The sequence below is a fragment of the Paenibacillus thiaminolyticus genome, assembly GCF_007066085.1.
GTDB classification, from domain to species: domain Bacteria; phylum Bacillota; class Bacilli; order Paenibacillales; family Paenibacillaceae; genus Paenibacillus_B; species Paenibacillus_B thiaminolyticus.
In genome coordinates this window covers 2,985,752-3,004,862 of record NZ_CP041405.1, presented here as the reverse complement: position 1 = coordinate 3,004,862, position 19,111 = coordinate 2,985,752, and the positions used below count along the sequence as shown (strand labels likewise).

Genomic DNA, 19,111 nt, shown 5'->3' with positions numbered 1-19,111 from the left:
CTAAACCGGGAGGGTGTCGATGTGAAAGTGAATACCAACGAGCAATATGGATTAACGCAAGCCCAGCGCCGGATATGGTTCATGGAAATTATGAATCCGGGCACGTCCATCACGATGCTTTCTGCGACCTACCAGATTACGGGCAAGATCGACACACAGCTTCTGGAGCAAGCGGCGGCACAGATCGTCAAAACCTATGACGCTTTCCGAATCCGCATTAGCGGGGATTTGCAAAATCCAACGCAGTGGTTCGAAGAACCAGAGAATGTCCAAGCCAGGATAAGCCGCCTCGTAATAGGCACAACCGAACAATTCTATGCTTGGGTGAAAGAAGTAAGCGAAAAACCGGCCAGCGTGTTTGACGAATACCTCCACCAATTTACGATTATCCATTTTGCGAACGGCCAGGTATGGCTCAATTTGACGATAAATCATATTATCGCCGACGGTTTGTCCGTCACTGCCTTGCTGCATGCGGTGATGGAAAAATACCTGGAACTGCGCAAAGGCATCTCCAGCAGTTACCAGGCCCCTTCCTATCTGGATTATATTTCCGCAGAACGTGAATATGAGCAATCGCAGCGTTATCAAAAAGGCAAGGAATACTGGCTGACGAAGTACAGCACTTTGCCTGAAACGACCGGCATTAAATCGTATCCGCCATTCGCGATCGGCAGCGAATCCAATAAACTTTCCATCACTTTGGACGGTTCCCGGTATGAACGCATTCTGGCCTTCAGCGAACAATATCAGGTCAGCATATATACGTTATTTCTGTCCGCCATGTACGCCTTATTGTACAAGCTGACCGACAGCACCGATATTCCGGTCGGCACGGTTTTCGCCAATCGCACCAGCAAGAAGGAAAAAGAAACGATCGGCATGTTCGTCAGCACCGTGGCCACGCGGATTCGTCTGAATCCAGACGGGCACGTGCTCTCCTTGATCCAAACGGTTTCCAAGGAAAATACGGCGGATCTGCGGTATCAGAAATACCCTTATAACCAATTGATCCAGGATTTACGCGAACAACACGGCCGCAACGATCTTTCGGGGCTGTTCCGCACGTCTCTGGAATATCTGCCTTTGAAAATCGTGGAGTATGAAGAAATCAAAGTACGCCTGGAGGCTCACTTCGCTAGGCATGAGATGGACGATTTGCTGCTGCGCTTCGACCATATGCTGAATGAAGGCCATGTCATTCTCCATGCTTCCTATCGTACCGGCCTGTTCGAGACGGCCGAGATTGATCGGATTATGGAACAGTATGTAACTGTTCTGGACCAGTTTCTTCAGACTCCCGAACTGCCAGTACGCGAGATTTCTCTGCTGAGCGATGAGGAGAGACACCGCATTCTGGGCGTGTTTAACCCGCCTGTGGCAGGGCTGAGCGAGGGAGAAGCGTTTCATCGGTATGTTGAAAAGTTGGCCCGGGAAATTCCGGATCATCCGGCAGTCGTCTACATGGACAAACAGCTGACCTACGGCGAATTGAACGAACGCGCTGAGCGGCTGGCTTATCTCCTTCGTGAACAGGGCGTGGGAAGGGAGACGATTACGGGGATCTGGGCGGAGCGTTCGGTGGAACTGCTGGTCGGGGTGCTCGCCGTTTGGAAAGCAGGCGGAGCCTATGTACCGCTGGACCCCGACTATCCGGCGGAGCGGATTGAATACATGCTCAGCGATAGCGAAGCATCGGTGTTGCTTACGCAGCGTCATCTGTTGGGGCGGGCCGGAGGTTGGTTGGCCGATGACCGGCTGAAGCTTCAAGCTGTCTATGCCATGGACGATGAACAGATTTATAACAGGGATGCCTTAGCCGTGGAATTTGAATCTGCCGATAGTGCCCAGCAAGACTTGGCTTATGTGATTTACACCTCGGGTACGACGGGACGCCCGAAAGGCGTCATGATCGAGCACGGCAGTCTCGTGAATACGGCGGATGCGTACCGTCGCGAGTACCGCTTGGATCAGTTCCCGGTGCGGCTGCTGCAGCTGGCCAGCTTCTCGTTTGACGTGTTCGTCGGAGACATCGCGCGGACGCTGTATAACGGAGGCACGATGGTGATTGTGCCGAAGGATGACCGGATTGATCCGAACCGCTTATACGGCTGGATTCGGGAGCAAGACATTACGGTATTCGAATCGACGCCTGCGCTCATCCTGCCGTTCATGCAGCATATTTATGAAGAAGGGCTGGACGTCAGCTCCATGCGGTTGCTGATTACGAGCTCAGATGCTTGCAGTGTCACCGATTACCGGTTGCTGCAGGAAAGATTCGGTGGACAATTCCGCATCATCAACAGCTATGGCGTTACCGAAGCGGCCATTGACAGCAGCTTTTACGATGAGCCGCTGGATAAGCTGCCGCCGTCGGGTCATGTGCCGATCGGCAAAGCTTGGCTGAACGCCCGGTTTTACATTGTCGATGCCGCGTTAAAGCCGGTTCCTGTAGGGGTTCCGGGCGAGCTTGTCATCGGCGGCGCCGGGGTGGCGCGCGGGTACTGGAACCGTCCGGACCTAACCGCCGAGAAGTTTGCGGACAGCCCGTTTGTGCCGGGCGAACGTCTGTACCGGACAGGCGATTTGGCCCGCTGGCTAGAAGACGGCAACGTCGACTTCATCGGCCGGATCGACTATCAGGTGAAAATTCGCGGGTTCCGGATCGAACTCGGCGAAATTGAAACGGCCCTGCTGCGTTTCCCGGGCGTCAAGCAGGCTGTGGTGACCGACCGTACGGATGAGCAGGGGCAAAAGTATTTGTGCGGCTACGTGGCGGCGGATACTTCCTTGCAGCTGAGCGATCTGCTGTCCCAATTGAAGCAAGAGCTGCCGGCCCATATGGTCCCGGCCCGGCTGGTGTCTCTTGATAAGCTTCCACTTACTCCGAACGGCAAAATTGACCGCAAAGCGCTGCCTGAACCGGCCGGAGAGGTAGAATCAGGCCGTGAGTATGTGGCTCCTCGCACAACGCTGGAAACAAGACTTGCTCTCATGTGGCAGCAGGTGCTGGGTATTGCGCGAGTTGGAGTCCAAGACGATTTCTTTGACCTGGGTGGTCATTCCTTGCGGGCCTCCATGCTGGTTTCCAAGATTCGGAAAGAGCTGCAAGTCGAGGTTCCGCTGCGGGACGTTTTCCGCTACACCACGATCGAACAGCTGGCCCAAAGAATCGGCGGTTTAAAGCAGCAGGAGACGCATGAGATTACAAAGGCGGCTGAGGCCGAGTACTATCCGGTTTCATCCGAGCAAAAGCGTCTGTACGTCCTGCGCCAGCTTGACGGGGCCGAGCGCAGCTACAATATGTCGGCGGCGCTTCTTCTCGAAGGCAAGCTGGATCGCATGCGCGTCGAGCACGCGTTCCGGGCGCTGATTCAGCGCCATGAGACGCTGCGTACCGGGATCGAGCAGGTTCAAGGCGAGCTTGTGCAGCGCATCTATGACGAGGTGGAGTTTGCTGTCGATTATTTCCAGGCGGGCGAGCGGGAAGTGGATCAAGTGGTGGAAGCTTACTATCGCCCGTTTGATCTGACCAAGCCGCCACTTCTCCGCATCGGCCTGATCGAAGTTGCCGAGGATCGCCACATTCTGCTGTTCGATATGCACCATATCGTCTCGGACGGCATTTCGACAGCGCTGCTCTTCGACGAGTTCAGCCGCCTGTATCGGGGCGAGGAGCTGGCCCCGCTGCGCATTCAATACAAAGATTATGCCGTTTGGCAGCATTCCGAAGCTTACGCGCAACTGCTCCAGCCGCAGAAGGAGTACTGGCTGGAACAGTTGTCGGGCGAGCTGCCGGTCTTGGAGCTGCCGACGGACTTCCCGCGGCCAGCGGTGCAAAGCTTTGACGGCCGGACCGTGAAGTTTTATATCGGGAAAGAGCGGACGGAGAAGCTGAAAGAGCTGGCGGCACGGACGGGGACGACCCTGTACATGGTGCTGCTGTCGGCTTACTCCATCCTTATGCATAAATATTCGGGTCAGGAAGATCTGATCGTGGGAACGCCGATTGCCGGAAGAACGCAGGATGAAGTGCAGCCGATCGTGGGGATGTTTATCAACACGCTGGCCATTCGCAGCCGTCCGGAGCGTTCCAAGCCATACCTTTCGTACCTGGAAGAAATCAAGGACATCACGCTCGGGGCTTTCGAACACCCAAATTATTTGTTCGAAGACTTGGTGGAAAGTCTTCACATTCCGCGCGCGACCGGGCGAAATCCGCTCTTTGATACGTTCTTCTCCCTGCAAAATACGGAGAACGAGCAAATTGTCATTGAGGGGCTGGAGCAATCGTTTTATCCGCTGGAAAACCAAACATCCAAGTTCGAGCTGCTCCTGGATATTTCGGAGCTGGACGGTCAGCTCGAATGCCGGTTGGAGTACGCTACGGCTTTGTATAAACAGGAGACCGCGGAACGGTTCGCCAAACATTATGACAAGCTGTTAGAAACCATCGCAGCAGCGCCGGACGGGGATATTGCCTCGCTGGAAATGCTCACGGAGGAGGAAATCCGCGAGCTGGTGCGCGGTTTCAACGGTTCGGAGGCGGGCTACCCGCGGCAGCAGACGATTCAAGGCTTGTTCGAAGAGCAGGCGGAGCTTTACCCGGACAACGTGGCCGCCGTCATGAACGAGCGGCAGCTGACCTACCGCGAGCTGAACGAGCGATCCAACCGCCTTGCGCGGAAGCTGCGGGAGACGGGAGTAGAAGCAGACCAACTGGTAGCGATTCTGGCCGAACGCTCGCTCGATATGGTCGTCGGCATTCTGGCGATTCTCAAAGCGGGCGGAGCCTACGTGCCTGTCGATCCCGACTACCCGGAGGAGCGCATCCGCTTCATGGTCGAGGATTCGGGCGCGCCGTTATTGCTGATTCAAAAGCATCTGCACGAGAAGACCGACTTCGCAGGAACGCGTCTCGAATTGGATGATTTCGTTTGGGGCGACAGAGGGGCGGACTCCGAAGGTGCGCTGGGTGCTTCGAACCTGGAGCCGATTTCCGGGCCGGACAACCTGGCTTATGTCATCTACACGTCGGGAACGACCGGCAGACCGAAAGGAACGCTGATCGAGCATAAGAACGTGGTGCGCCTCCTGTTCAACGACAAGAACCTGTTCGACTTCGGGCCGTCCGACACGTGGACGCTGTTCCACTCGTTCTGCTTCGATTTCTCCGTCTGGGAAATGTACGGAGCGCTGCTGTACGGAGGCAAGCTGGTCATCGTACCGCCGCTCACGGCGAAAAATCCGGCCGATTTCCTGGCGCTGCTGGGCCGCGAACAGGTCACGATTTTGAACCAGACGCCAACGTACTTCTACCAGCTGCTGCGTGAGGTCTTGGCGGACCATCCGTACGATCTGCGGATTCGCAACGTCATCTTCGGGGGCGAAGCGCTGAGTCCGCTGCTGCTCAAGGGCTTCAAGACGAAGTACCCGGAGACGAAGCTGATCAATATGTACGGCATTACCGAGACGACGGTTCACGTGACGTATAAGGAAATTACGCGGGTCGAAATGGAGGCGGCGAAGAGCAATATCGGCAAGCCGATCCCGACGCTGAGGGTGTACGTCCTGGATGAAAACCGCCGCCCTGTGCCGATCGGCGTAGCGGGCGAAATGTACGTGGCCGGGGAAGGCCTTGCGAGAGGATACCTGAACCGTCCGGATCTGACGGCGGAGAAGTTCGTCGATTCCCCGTTTGCGGAGGGGGAGAAGCTGTACCGCTCGGGCGACTTGGCGGCTTGGCTGCCGGACGGCAACATCGAATACTTGGGCCGGATCGACCACCAGGTCAAAATCCGCGGGTACCGGATCGAGCTGGACGAAATCGAGACGCAGCTGCTGAACGTCGAGGGCGTGGAAGAAGCGGTGGTGCTCGCCTGTCAGGACGGCGGGGGCGAGAAGGCGCTTGTCGCCTACTTTGTGGCGGACCGGACGCTGACGGTCAGTGAAATGAGAACCTCGCTGGCCCAGGGAATGCCGGGGTACATGATCCCGTCGTACTTCGTGCAGCTGGAGCGCATGCCGCTGACGTCCAACGGCAAAGTGGACCGCAAAGCGCTGCCGGAGCCGCAAGGCGGCTTGCAAACGGGCGTCGAATACGTAGCCCCGCGTAACCGGACAGAGTCCCAGCTTGTGAAGATCTGGGAGGAAGTGCTGGGTTACTCCGGCATTGGAGTCCTGGACAATTTCTTTGAGCTCGGAGGCCACTCCTTGCGGGCGACGAACCTTGTCAGCAAGATTCGGAAGGAAATGAACGTCGAACTTCCGCTACGCGATGTGTTCCGCTATATGACGGTAGAGTCGATGGCCGGGGCTATTGCCAGCTTGGAAGAAACGCAGCACAGCTTGATTCCGAAAGCGGAAGAGAAAGCGTACTATCCGGTTTCCTCCGCGCAAAAAAGGCTGTACGTCCTGCACCAGCTGGATGACTCGGAGCTGAATTACAACCTCCCAAGCGCCTTGCAATTGGAGGGGGCTTTGAACGAGGGCAAAGTGGAAAAGGCGCTGACTACTTTGGTGGCCCGGCACGATATGCTGCGCACCGGTTTTGAAATTGTGAATGGGGAGCCGGTTCAGCGTATTCATCCGCTCGTAGCTTTTAAGGTCGAGAAGCTTCAAGCAAGCGAAGATCAGGTTGCAGCCATTCTTGAAGGCTTCATTCAGCCTTTTGACTTGACCCAGCCGCCTTTGCTGCGCGCCCTGCTGATCGAACTGGAGAAAGAGAAATTCCTGCTCGCGCTGGATATTCATCATATTGGTTCCGACGGCCTTTCCATGGACGTGCTGCTGCGCGAATTCGTGCGGCTTTACAATGGGGAAGAATTGCCGGAGCTGCGGATTCAATACAAGGATTACGCCGTTTGGCAGCAATCCGAGGAGCAGCGCCAGCGCATCAAACGGCAGGAGGAATACTGGCGCGGGGTATTCAGCTCCGAGCTTCCGGTTCTTGAGCTGCCTCTCGACTTCTCCCGCCCGGCCGTGCAGCAGTTTGACGGTCAAACGCTCATGTTTACGCTGGACGCGGAGAAAAGCGAAGCTCTCAAACGGCTTGCCGGCGATTCGGGGGCGACGCTGTACATGCTTCTGCTGGCTGCGTACTCCGTATTGCTTCATAAATACGCGGGACAGGAAGATATCGTGGTGGGTACTCCGATTGCCGCCCGATCTCACGCCGACTTACAGCCGATTATCGGCATGTTCGTCAATACACTGGCCCTTCGCTTGGGTCCGGCGGCGGAGCGGACGTTCTTGGATTACTTGCAGGAAGTGAAGGAAACGACGCTTGGAGCCTATGAGCACCAGGACTATCCGTTCGAGGAACTGGTGGAAGCTCTTCAGGTGAGCCGGGATTTAAGCCGGAATCCGCTGTTTGACACCATGTTTTCTTTGCAAAAGCACGAAAGCTTGGATTTAACCCTGGAAGGCTTGCAATGGTCGCTGTTCGACATCGAGGAAAAGACGGCGAAGTTTGATCTTAGCTTAGATATTGTGGAATTCGATAACGAGTTGGTTTGCAAGATCGAGTACGCTACCTCGTTGTTTAGACAGGAAACGATGGTACGGCTAGCGGGTCATTACGAGCAGCTTTTGGCGTCGATCCTAGCTCAGCCAGGTGCGCGGATTTCGGATTTGGATTTCTTGACGGACAGCGAAAAGCATGATTTGCTGGTCGGGTTTGACGTGTCGTCTTCGGCTCTTGCGAAGCAACCCGCCGCAGAGGGTACTGGCTTGGAAGCGGATGAGTCGTGGAGAGAGAGGACGTTCCACGAGCTGTTCGAGGAGCAGGCGGAGCGCACTCCTGGAGCGCTGGCGGTTGTCTACGAAGACAGCAAGCTGACGTATGCGGAGCTTAACGCCAAAGCGAATCGTCTGGCGTATGCACTGCGGGCGCGCGGGGTGAAGCCGGAGCAGGTGGTCGGCATTCTGGCCGGCCGTTCGGCGGAGCTGTTGATCGGGGTGCTCGGCGTATGGAAAGCGGGCGGCGCTTATGTGCCGCTCGACCCGGACTATCCGGCGGAGCGGATCGAGTATATGCTCGCGGACAGCGGGGCGTCGGTGCTGCTCACGCAGACCCGCCTGCTGGAGCAGGTGGAAGCTTGGCGCAGCGACGGAGCTCTAGTGCTGCAAACGGTGCTTGCGCTTGACGATGCCGCGACGTACAGCCTCGGAGCGGCGGGAGAGGCTGCTGCCGAAACGTCCGCTACGGCAGAAGCCGAGAAGAACGTACAAGCGGCGGATCTCGCATCGAATCCGACGAATGTGAACAAGCCGGGCGATTTGGCTTACGTCATCTACACCTCCGGTACGACGGGCCGTCCGAAGGGCGTGGCGGTGGAACACCGCAGCCTGGTGAACACGGCGGCGGGCTATCGGCGGGACTACCGCCTGGATCAGTTCCCGATCCGGCTGCTGCAGCTCGCCAGCTTCTCGTTCGACGTGTTCGTCGGCGACATTGCGCGGACGCTGTACAACGGCGGCACCATGATCATCGTGCCGAAGGACGACCGGATTGATCCAACCCGCCTCTACGGCTGGATTCGCGACTACGCCGTGACGGTGTTCGAATCGACTCCGGCGCTGATCATGCCGTTCATGGAGCATGTGCATGCCGAGGGTCTGGACCTCAGCTCAATGCAGCTGCTGATCACAAGCTCGGATGCGTGCAGCGTAGCGGATTACCGCACCTTGCAGGAGCGCTTCGGCTCGCAGTTCCGTATTATTAACAGCTACGGCGTAACGGAAGCGGCGATTGACTCCAGCTTCTATGACGAGCCGCTGGAGAAGCTGCCGAAGACGGGCAGCGTGCCGATCGGGAAAGCGTGGCTGAACGCCAAGTTCTACATCGTGGATGCGAATCTGAAGCCGGTACCGGTCGGGGTGTTGGGCGAGCTGATTATCGGCGGAGCGGGTGTGGCCCGCGGTTACTTGAACCGCCCGGATTTGACGGCGGAGAAATTCGTAGACAGCCCGTTCGTCGCTGGGGAGCGGCTGTACCGGACGGGCGACCTGGCGCGCTGGATGCCAGACGGCAACGTGGACTTCATCGGCCGGATCGACAATCAGGTGAAAATTCACGGCTATCGGATCGAGCTTGGAGAAATTGAAGCGGCCATGCAAAATTTTGCCGGCGTGCGTCAAGCGCTTGTCATCGATCAGACGGACGAGCGGGGGCAGAAATATTTGTGCGGGTATGTCGTAGCGGATTCCAGCTTCGGTCTGGAAGGGCTTGTGGCCCATCTGGACGCCGCGCTGCCTTCCCATATGGTGCCTTCGCGCATCATGCGCCTGGGTCAAATGCCGCTTACGCCGAACGGGAAGATCGACCGTAAAGCGCTGCCTGTGCCGGAAGGAAGCATTCGTGCCGAGGCTGCATACACGGCGCCTCGTACTCCTGCCGAGCAAGCACTTGCGTCGGTCTGGCAGTCGGTGCTGGGCGTGGATCAGGTCGGCACGATGGACAATTTCTTTGCGCTCGGCGGCGATTCGATCAAGGCCTTGCAGGTATCGTCCCGTCTTTTGCAAACGGGGTACAAGCTGGTCATGAAAGATTTGTTCCATTACCCGACGATTTCCACCCTTAGTTTGCAGCTGCAGACGGCGGAGAGAACGGCAAGCCAGGCCGAAGTGACGGGAGAGGTCATCTTGACCCCGATTCAGCGCTGGTTCTTTGAACAAAATCCGGCCGACGTGCATCACAGCAACCAGGCGTTCATGCAGTTCTCCAAGCAAGGCTTTGACGAAGAAGCTTTACGCCAAGCGGTGCGTCAGCTTGTCGTGCATCACGATGCTCTCCGTACGGTTTACCGCGAAACCGAGAACGGCTATACCGTCTGGAACCGCGGCGCCGGGGAGAACGAAGCGCTGTTCGATCTGGAAGTGGTCGATTTCAAGGGAGTCGGCGACGTGAAAGAAGCGGTAGAGGCTAAGGCGAATGACATTCAAGCGAGCATCGATCTGGAGAACGGTCCGCTTGTGAAGCTCGGCTTGTTCCGCTGCGACGACGGCGACCACCTGCTCATCGCGATCCATCACTTGGTCGTAGACGGCGTATCCTGGCGGATTCTGCTTGAGGATTTTGCTGCCGGCTATGAGCAGGCGCTGCAAGGGCAGCCGATCCGTCTGCCCCTCAAAACGGATTCATTCCAAACGTGGGCGAAACAGCTCGCTGATTATGCGAACGGTCCGGCGATGGAAAGCGAGAGAGAGTATTGGCAGCATATTGAGCAATTGACCTATGAGCCGCTTCCGAAAGATTTTGAACAAGGCAGATCCAAGCTGAAGGACAGCGGGCTCGTGACCGTTCGCTGGACGGCGGAGGAAACCGAACAGCTGCTGAAGCAGGCACACCGTGCTTACCATACGGAAATGAACGATTTGCTGCTTGCCGCGCTCGGCCTCGCGGTACAAGCTTGGAGCGGCCGGGAACGCGTGCTGGTGAATCTCGAAGGCCACGGCCGGGAAGATGTTTTGCCGGATGTGGACATTACGCGCACGGTAGGCTGGTTTACAAGCCAATTCCCTATCGTTCTGGAGCCGGGTCATGCCCAGGCGCTCGGTCATCAGATGAAACAGGTTAAAGAAAGCTTGCGCCGCATTCCGAACAAAGGAATCGGCTACGGCATCCTGCGTTATTTATCGGTGCCGCGTGACGGCGAGCGTTTCGCTTTGGAGCCGGAGATCAGCTTTAACTATTTGGGTCAGTTCGACCAGGATTACGAAAGCAGCGGCTCGCAGCCGTCTCCGTTCAGCCCGGGCTCCGATTCAAGCCCGAATGCAGTGATGGATTATGTCCTCGATATCAACGGTATGGTGTCGGAAGGAGTGCTGGAACTCACGATCCGTTATGGGGAAACCCAGTATAAACGGGAAACGGTAGAGCGCCTGAGCACCCTGCTTCAATCGAGCTTGCGTGAAGTCATTAGCCATTGCGTATCGAAAGAGCGGCCGGAGCTTACGCCTAGCGACGTTCTGCTTCAAGATGTGACGGTGGAGGAACTGGAGCGGCTGGCCGAACATACGGCGGCGCTCGGCGAACTGGAGAATGTATACACCCTGACTCCGCTGCAAAAAGGGATGTTGTTCCACAGCCTGCTGGATGCCGATTCGGAAGCTTACTTCGAACAGGTGACCTTCGATCTGTATGGAAGCCTGAATGTCGAAGCCTTCACCCAAGGATTGGATACGCTGGTGCAGCGGAATGAGGCGCTGCGGACCAACTTTATTACCGGTTGGAGAGACGAGCCGATTCAAGTGGTATTCCGCGAGCGGAAGTGTGAAGTGTACTTCGAGGATATTCGCTCGGTAAGCGATGAAGACCCGGAGAAGACGATAGCCGATTTCGTCAGCGCGGATAAAGCGAACAAGTTCGATTTGGCCCGAGGCTCTCTTATGCGCGTGACAGTTTTGCGCACAGGCTACGAGTCCTATCATGTGATCTGGAGTCACCATCACATTTTGATGGACGGCTGGTGTATGTCCTTCATGATCAAGGAAGTGTTCGACACCTACTTCGCTTTCCAGGAGAAGCGGACGCTGGAGCTTCCTCCGGTTACCTCGTACTCCCGGTATATCGAATGGCTGGAAGCTCAGGATGCCGCGAAAGCTTCGCGTTACTGGTCCGAGTATTTGGCGGGTTACGATCAGCAGACCAAGCTGCCCCAGGAGAAAACGCAGCTGAAGCAGGGCGCTTTTGAAGCGGCCGAAATCGATGTGGAACTCAGCAAGGAACTGACCGGGCAAATCGAGCGGGTGGCGCGCCAGCAGCAGGTGACGCTCAATACGTTCATACAGACCGTATGGGGACTGGTTCTGCAGGTATACAACAACAGCGAGGATGTCGTATTCGGCTCCGTCGTATCCGGGCGTCCGGCGGAAATTCCGGGCATCGAAAGCATGATCGGCCTGTTTATTAATACGATCCCGGTCCGTATTCAAGGCAAAGCCGAGGAGACGGTAGCCGATATCTTGAGGAAAACTCAGGATCAAGCGCTGGCATCGGGAGCTTACGAAACGTTCCCGCTGTTCGAAATTCAGTCGTTGAGCGAGCAAAAGCGCGACTTGATCAACCATATTATGGTCTTTGAAAATTATCCGATGGAAGAACAGATTGAGCAGGTCGTCGGCGGAGACAAAGAAGCGCTGAAAATCGCTAATATCCAGTCGCCGGAGCAAACGAACTACGACCTGGACATTACCGTCATTCCGGAAGAGCATATTATGCTGCGGTTTACGTACAATGCGCTGACGTTCAGAGAGGAAGACATCAGGCTGATCCACGGTCATTTCGCCCGGGCACTGGAGAAGGTTGCGGCTAACCCGAACATCCGCGTGAATCAGTTGGAGTTTTTGACGGCGGCGGAAAAAGAGCAAATTCTCGGCGCGTTTAACCCGGCGCAGCCGGAAGCGGCTCCTGCGGCCGCGTTCCACCGGCTGTTCGAGGAACAGGCGGAGCGCACGCCGGAAGCGGAGGCCGTCGTGTACGAGAACGACCGACTTACGTATGCGGAGCTGAACGAGCGGGCGAACCGCTTGGCGGCTACGCTGCGCGCAAGCGGCATCGGCCGGGAGTCGATCGTCGGCATTCTCGCCGAGCGTTCGGTGGACTTGCTGGTGGCCGTGCTGGCCGTCTGGAAAGCGGGCGGGGCGTATGTGCCGCTCGACCCGGATTATCCGGCAGACCGCGTGCGGTTCATGCTTGAAGACAGTGGAGCGAAGGTGCTGCTGACGCAAATGCCGCTGCGAGAACGCGCCGAAGCCTGGCTCGGCGAAGAGGAGCTGGCGCTGGCAGCGGTGCTGTACCTCGACGATGAAACTTCGTACAGCGAGGAGCGGACGAATGCGCCGATTGGCTCCGGCATGGTCTCCGGCAAGCTGACGGCTGCTGTGGACGACGGCGATGAGAGCCATCAGAATGTTGGCATGGGCAGCTTCCATGAAGCCCGTCCGGAGGATCTGGCGTATGTGATCTATACGTCGGGAACGACGGGCAAGCCGAAAGGCGTGATGATCGAGCACCGCAGCCTGGTGAACACGGCAGCGGGCTACCGGCGGGAATACCGGTTGGATCAGTTCCCGGTGCGGCTGCTGCAGCTCGCAAGCTTCTCGTTCGACGTGTTCGTGGGAGATATCGCGCGGACGCTGTATAACGGAGGCACGATGGTGATTGTGCCGAAGGATGACCGGATCGATCCGTCTCGTCTGCACCACTGGATGGAGCGGGAGCAGGTTACCATCTTCGAATCGACACCGGCGCTGATCGTGCCGTTCCTGGAGTACGTGCACGAGCAGGGGCTGGATATGAGCTGGATGGAGCTGTTGATTACAAGCTCGGACAGCTGCAGCGTGGCGGATTACCGAACCTTGCAGGAACGCTTCGGCTCATTGTTCTGGATCATCAACGCCTACGGCGTGACGGAAGCGGCGATCGACTCCAGCTTCTACGACGAGGAACTGGCGAAGCTGCCGCAGACAGGCCATGTGCCGATCGGCAAAGCGTGGCTGAATGCAAAATTCTACATTGTGGACGCGCATCTGAACCCGGTGCCGGTCGGGGTGCTGGGCGAGCTGGTCATTGGCGGAGTCGGGGTAGCACGCGGGTACTTGAACCGTCCGGAGCTGACGGAAGAGAAGTTCGTAGACAGTCCGTTCGCCGCGGGCGAGCGGCTGTACCGCACGGGAGACTTGGCGCGGTGGATGGAGGACGGCAATGTGGACTTCATCGGCCGGATCGACAACCAGGCGAAAATCCGGGGCTACCGGATTGAGACGGGCGAAGTCGAAGCGAAGCTGCTGAGTGCAGGTGGCGTGAAGGAAGCGGTCGTTGTCGTCAGGGAAGATCAAGAAGGTCAGAAAGCTTTGTGCGCTTATTATACAGCGGAAGAAGGCCTGACGGCGGCGGACCTGAAGCGGGCGATGGCCAGCGGGCTGCCGGGGTACATGATCCCGTCGTACTTCGTGGAGCTGGAGCGCCTGCCTTTGACGCCGAACGGAAAGATCGACCGGAAGGCGCTGCCGGCACCGGAAGGGGGAGCAGGCGGAGGCCGCGAATACGTGGCGCCACGCACCGAACTGGAGGCGAAGCTGGCCGCCATTTGGCAGGAGGTGCTTGTTCGGGAGAAGGCGGTAGGCGTAACGGATAACTTCTTCGACCTCGGCGGACACTCCCTGCGGGCGACGACGCTTGTCAGCAAAATGCATAAGGAGCTAGGCATTGAATTCCCGCTTCGCGACGTATTCCGCTACTCGACGGTTGAGGAAATGGCCGCGGCTATGGAGTGGCTGGAGATCGGCTCGTTCACAGCTATTCCGGCTGCGGAACCTAGCGAGTATTATCCGCTATCTTCCGCTCAGAAACGTCTCTATATCTTGAACCAGCTGGAAGGTGGCGAGCTGAGCTACAACATACCGGGAGCAATGCTGCTCGAAGGGGAGCTCGACCGGCAGCGGTTTGAAGAAGCGTTCCGCGGGCTCGTAGCTCGTCATGAAACGCTGCGTACCGGCTTTGAGATGGTAAAAGGCGAAGCGGTTCAGCGGATTTATGAAGAAGCCGCCTTCCAGGTGGAATATGTGCAGATTAGCGGGGAGCAGGCGGAAGAAACGGTGCGCCAATTCGTTCGTCCGTTTGATCTGGCGAAGCCGCCACTTCTGCGGGTAGGCCTTGCCGAAATGGCGCCGGACCGGCACATTCTGATGTTCGATACGCATCATATCGTATCTGACGGCGTTTCGATGGACGTACTGATCGACGAGTTCGTCCGCTTGTACAGCGGGGAGCCGTTGGAGCCGCTCCGCATTCAGTACAAGGATTATGCGGTATGGCAGCAATCGGACGAGCAGAAAGCTCAGCTTGTCAAGCAGGAAGCCTATTGGCTCGACATGTTCTGCGGAGATCTGCCGATTTTGGAATTGCCGACGGACTATCCGCGCCCGGCTATGCAGAGCTATGAGGGCCGCACGCTGCAATTGTTTATGAATAGCGAGAAAAGCGAGGGTCTGAAACGGCTTGCAGCCGAGAACGGCGCAACGCTTTACATGGTTCTGCTTGCTGGTTATACAATATTATTGCATAAATATACTAGTCAAGAAGATGTGGTGGTCGGTACGCCGATTGCGGGAAGAAATCACAGCGACATTCAACCGCTGATCGGGATGTTCGTCAATACTCTGGCCATCCGCAGTTATCCGACTGCCGGTAAGACGTTCCTTGACTACTTGAAGGAAATCAAGGAGACGACGCTGGGCGCTTTTGAACATCAGAATTATCCGTTTGAGGAACTGGTAGATAAGGTAAACGTGGCTCGCGATTTAAGCCGCAATCCGCTGTTCGATACGATGTTTGCTTTGCAGAATACAGAGAATTTGGAAATCCAGCTTCCCGGACTCCATTTGTCGACGTATGCCAGCGAAGAAATTGTTTCTAAATTCGATCTCAGCCTGGACGTTACGGAGATCGAGGAAGGCTTGGAATATCTGTTTGAATACGCCACTGCTCTTTATAAAACCGAAACGGTGGAGAAATTAGCCGCTCACTACTTGCAGCTGCTTGAATCCATTCTCCGCAACCCGTCGGCGACTATTGCCGAGCTGGGCATTTTGACACCGGCGGAAAAAGAGCAAATTATCGGCGCGTTTAACCCGGCGCAGCCGGAAGCGGCTCCTGCGGCCGCGTTCCATCGGCTGTTCGAGGAACAGGCGGAGCTGACGCCGGAAGCGGAAGCTATCGTGTACGAGAATAACCGGCTGACGTATGCGGAGCTGAACGAGCGGGCGAACCGCTTGGCGGCCACGCTGCGCGCAAGCGGCATCGGGCGGGAGACGATCGTCGGCATTCTCGCCGAGCGTTCGGTGGACTTGCTGGTGGCCGTGCTGGCCGTCTGGAAAGCGGGCGGGGCGTATGTGCCGCTCGACCCGGATTATCCGGCAGATCGCGTGCGGTTCATGCTTGAAGACAGCGGAGCGAAGGTGCTGCTGACGCAAACGGCGCTGCGAGAGCGTGCCGAAGCCTGGCTCGGCGAAGAGGAGCTGGCGCTGGCGGCGGTGCTGTACCTCGACGACGAAGCGTCGTACAGCGAGGAGCGGGAGAATGCGCCGATTGGCTCCGGCATGGTCTCCGGCAAGCTGACGGATGCTGTGAATGACGGCGATGGGACCCATCAGAATGTTGACACCTACAGCTTCCATGAAGCCCTTCCGGAGGATCTGGCGTACGTGATCTACACGTCAGGAACGACGGGCAAGCCGAAGGGCGTGATGATCGAGCACTGCAGCCTGGTGAACACGGCGGCGGGCTACCGGCGGGAATACCGGTTGGATCAGTTCCCGGTGCGGCTGCTGCAGCTCGCAAGCTTCTCGTTCGACGTGTTCGTGGGAGATATCGCGCGGACGCTGTATAACGGAGGTACGATGGTGATCGTGCCGAAGGACGACCGGATCGATCCGTCTCGTCTGTACCACTGGATGGAGCGGGAGCGGGTCACCATCTTCGAATCCACGCCGGCGCTGATCGTGCCGTTCCTGGAGTACGTACACGAGAAGGGGCTGGATATGAGCTGGATGGAGCTGCTGATCACGAGCTCGGACAGCTGCAGCGTGGCGGATTACCGAACCTTGCAGGAACGCTTCGGCTCGTTGTTCCGGATCATCAACGCATACGGCGTGACGGAAGCGGCGATCGACTCAAGCTTCTACGACGAGGAGCTGACGAAGCTGCCGCAGACAGGCCATGTGCCGATCGGCAAAGCGTGGCTGAATGCGAAATTCTACATCGTGGACGCGCACCTGAACCCGGTGCCGGTCGGGGTGCTGGGCGAGCTGGTTATCGGCGGAGTCGGCGTGGCGCGCGGGTACCTGAACCGTCCGGAGCTGACGGAAGAGAAGTTCGTAGACAGCCCGTTCGCTGCGGGCGAGCGGCTGTACCGCACGGGAGACTTGGCGCGGTGGATGGAAGACGGCAATGTGGACTTCATCGGCCGGATCGACAACCAGGCGAAAATCCGGGGCTACCGGATTGAGATGGGCGAGATCGAGTCGCAACTGCTGCGGGTGGCAGGCGTGCGCGAAGCGGTGGTGCTGGTTCGAAGTGACGCGAACGGGCAGAAAGCGCTGTGTGCGTACTACACAACGGATGGCGAACTGACGGCGGCAGACCTGAAACGGGCGATTGCCAGCGAGTTGCCGGGATACATGATCCCGTCGTACTTCGTCGAGCTGGAGCGCCTGCCTCTGACGCCGAACGGAAAGATTGACCGGAAGGCGCTGCCGGCGCCGGAAGGGGAAGCAGGGAGCGGAACGGAGTACGTCGCACCGCGCAATGAGCTGGAAACGAAGCTGGTGGGTATTTGGCAGGAGGTGCTGGGGCTTACGAAGGAGATTGGCGTTCACGACAACTTCTTCGACCTCGGCGGGCACTCCCTGCGGGCGACGACGCTGGTCAGCAAGGTGCACAAGGAGCTGAGCGTGGACCTGCCGCTGCGCGATGTGTTCCGGCACTCGACCATCGAAGCGATGGCCGAAGCGATCAGCCAATTGGAGCGGCAGGAACACCTCTCCATTCCGGTTCTGGATAAGAGGGATTACTACCCGCTTTCCTCCGTGCAAAAACGGCTGTACATCCAGCAGCAGATGGAAGGCGCCGAGCTTAGCTACAACATGTCCGGCATGACGGTTCTCGTCGGGCGCTTGGAACGGAATCAATTCGAGGCGGCGCTCAAAGGATTGATCGCTCGTCACGAAATTTTGCGAACCGGCTTCGAAATGGTCCACGGCGAACCGGTACAACGGATTTATCCGGACTTGAAGTTTGCCGTCGAGTATACGAAAGCGACGGAAAGTGAAACGAAGAGCATCGTAGACGGCTTTGTGCGCGTCTTTGATTTGGAGCGGCCGCCGCTGCTGCGTGTGGGCTTAGTGGAATGGGAAGCGGAACGGCATCTGCTTATGCTGGACATTCATCATATCGTCACGGATGGCATGTCGATGGGCATCTTCGTCGCAGAGCTGCTGCGCCTGTATAACGGCGAGACTCTGGAACCGCTTCGGATTCAATACAAGGAATTCGCCGCTTGGCAGCAGTCCGAACCTGTAAAAGAGCGGCTGAAACGTCAGGAAGCCTACTGGCTGGACGTGCTGGAAGGCGAACTGCCGACGCTTGAACTGCCTACGGACTTTGTCAGACCTGCCGCTCGCAGTTTTGAGGGAGATGTGCTGCCTTTCAGCATCGACAAGCAGATGACCGACAGCTTGCAGCGCATCGCTGATGAGAACGGTGCCACCCTTTATATGGTGTTATTTGCGGCCTATTCAATCCTGCTCAGCAAGTACTCGGGACAAGAAGACTTCATTGTAGGCACGCCGGTTTCGGGCCGCACACATGCCGACCTGGAGCCGCTCATCGGAATGTTTGTCAACACTTTGGCGATTCGCCATAATCCGTCCGGGGAGAAGACCTTCCTCGCTTACTTGAACGAAGTCAAAGAAACGATGCTGGGGGCCTACGACCACCAGGATTATCCGTTCGAGGAACTTGTGAAAAAGCTGCAGGTACCGCGAGATCAAAGCCGCAATCCTATATTCGATGTCATGTTTGCTCTGGAAACGAAGGAAGATAACGTTCAAAGCTTCGGGGATATCCAAATCGAATCTTATCCGGAAACGCATACGGTTTCCCAATTTGATCTTACCTTGGTCATTTCGTTGCTGGATGAGGGAATGAACGGGCAGTTTGAATATGCCACCAAGTTGTTCACACGCAATCTGATCGACAATTTCGCTCAGGACCTGCTCGTAATCATCACTCAAATTTGCGAACAGCCTTCGGTGCTGTTGAAGGATATTTCCCTGAACGGGCAATCCGAACAGGAGCAAGATGTGCTAGAGGTCATTGATATTATTTTCTAATCCCTTACCCGGCTTGGGTGTATGCCGTATTTCTCTCGGTACGCATCCTGCCGGGTGTTTTTTTAAATGAAAGGGGAAAATCCACCACAGGAATCTGACGTCAAGTGCCGCTGAGTAACTATTTCAATTTATTGGAAAATCAACAAAACACAACAGAACACGAAGACTACAGGAAGAAATACAGATATTTAAAACGTGCGCCGCGGCTACTCGT

General features: G+C 57.0%; 1 protein-coding gene. It reads left to right on the top strand.

Features of this window, described 5'->3' with window-relative positions:
• The first annotated feature begins 21 nt into the window (after positions 1-21).
• A complete protein-coding gene (locus FLT43_RS13460; RefSeq protein ID WP_115057818.1) occupies positions 22-18,897 on the top strand; it encodes a non-ribosomal peptide synthetase in 18,876 nt (6,291 codons plus the stop codon).
• Positions 18,898-19,111 lie beyond the last annotated feature (214 nt).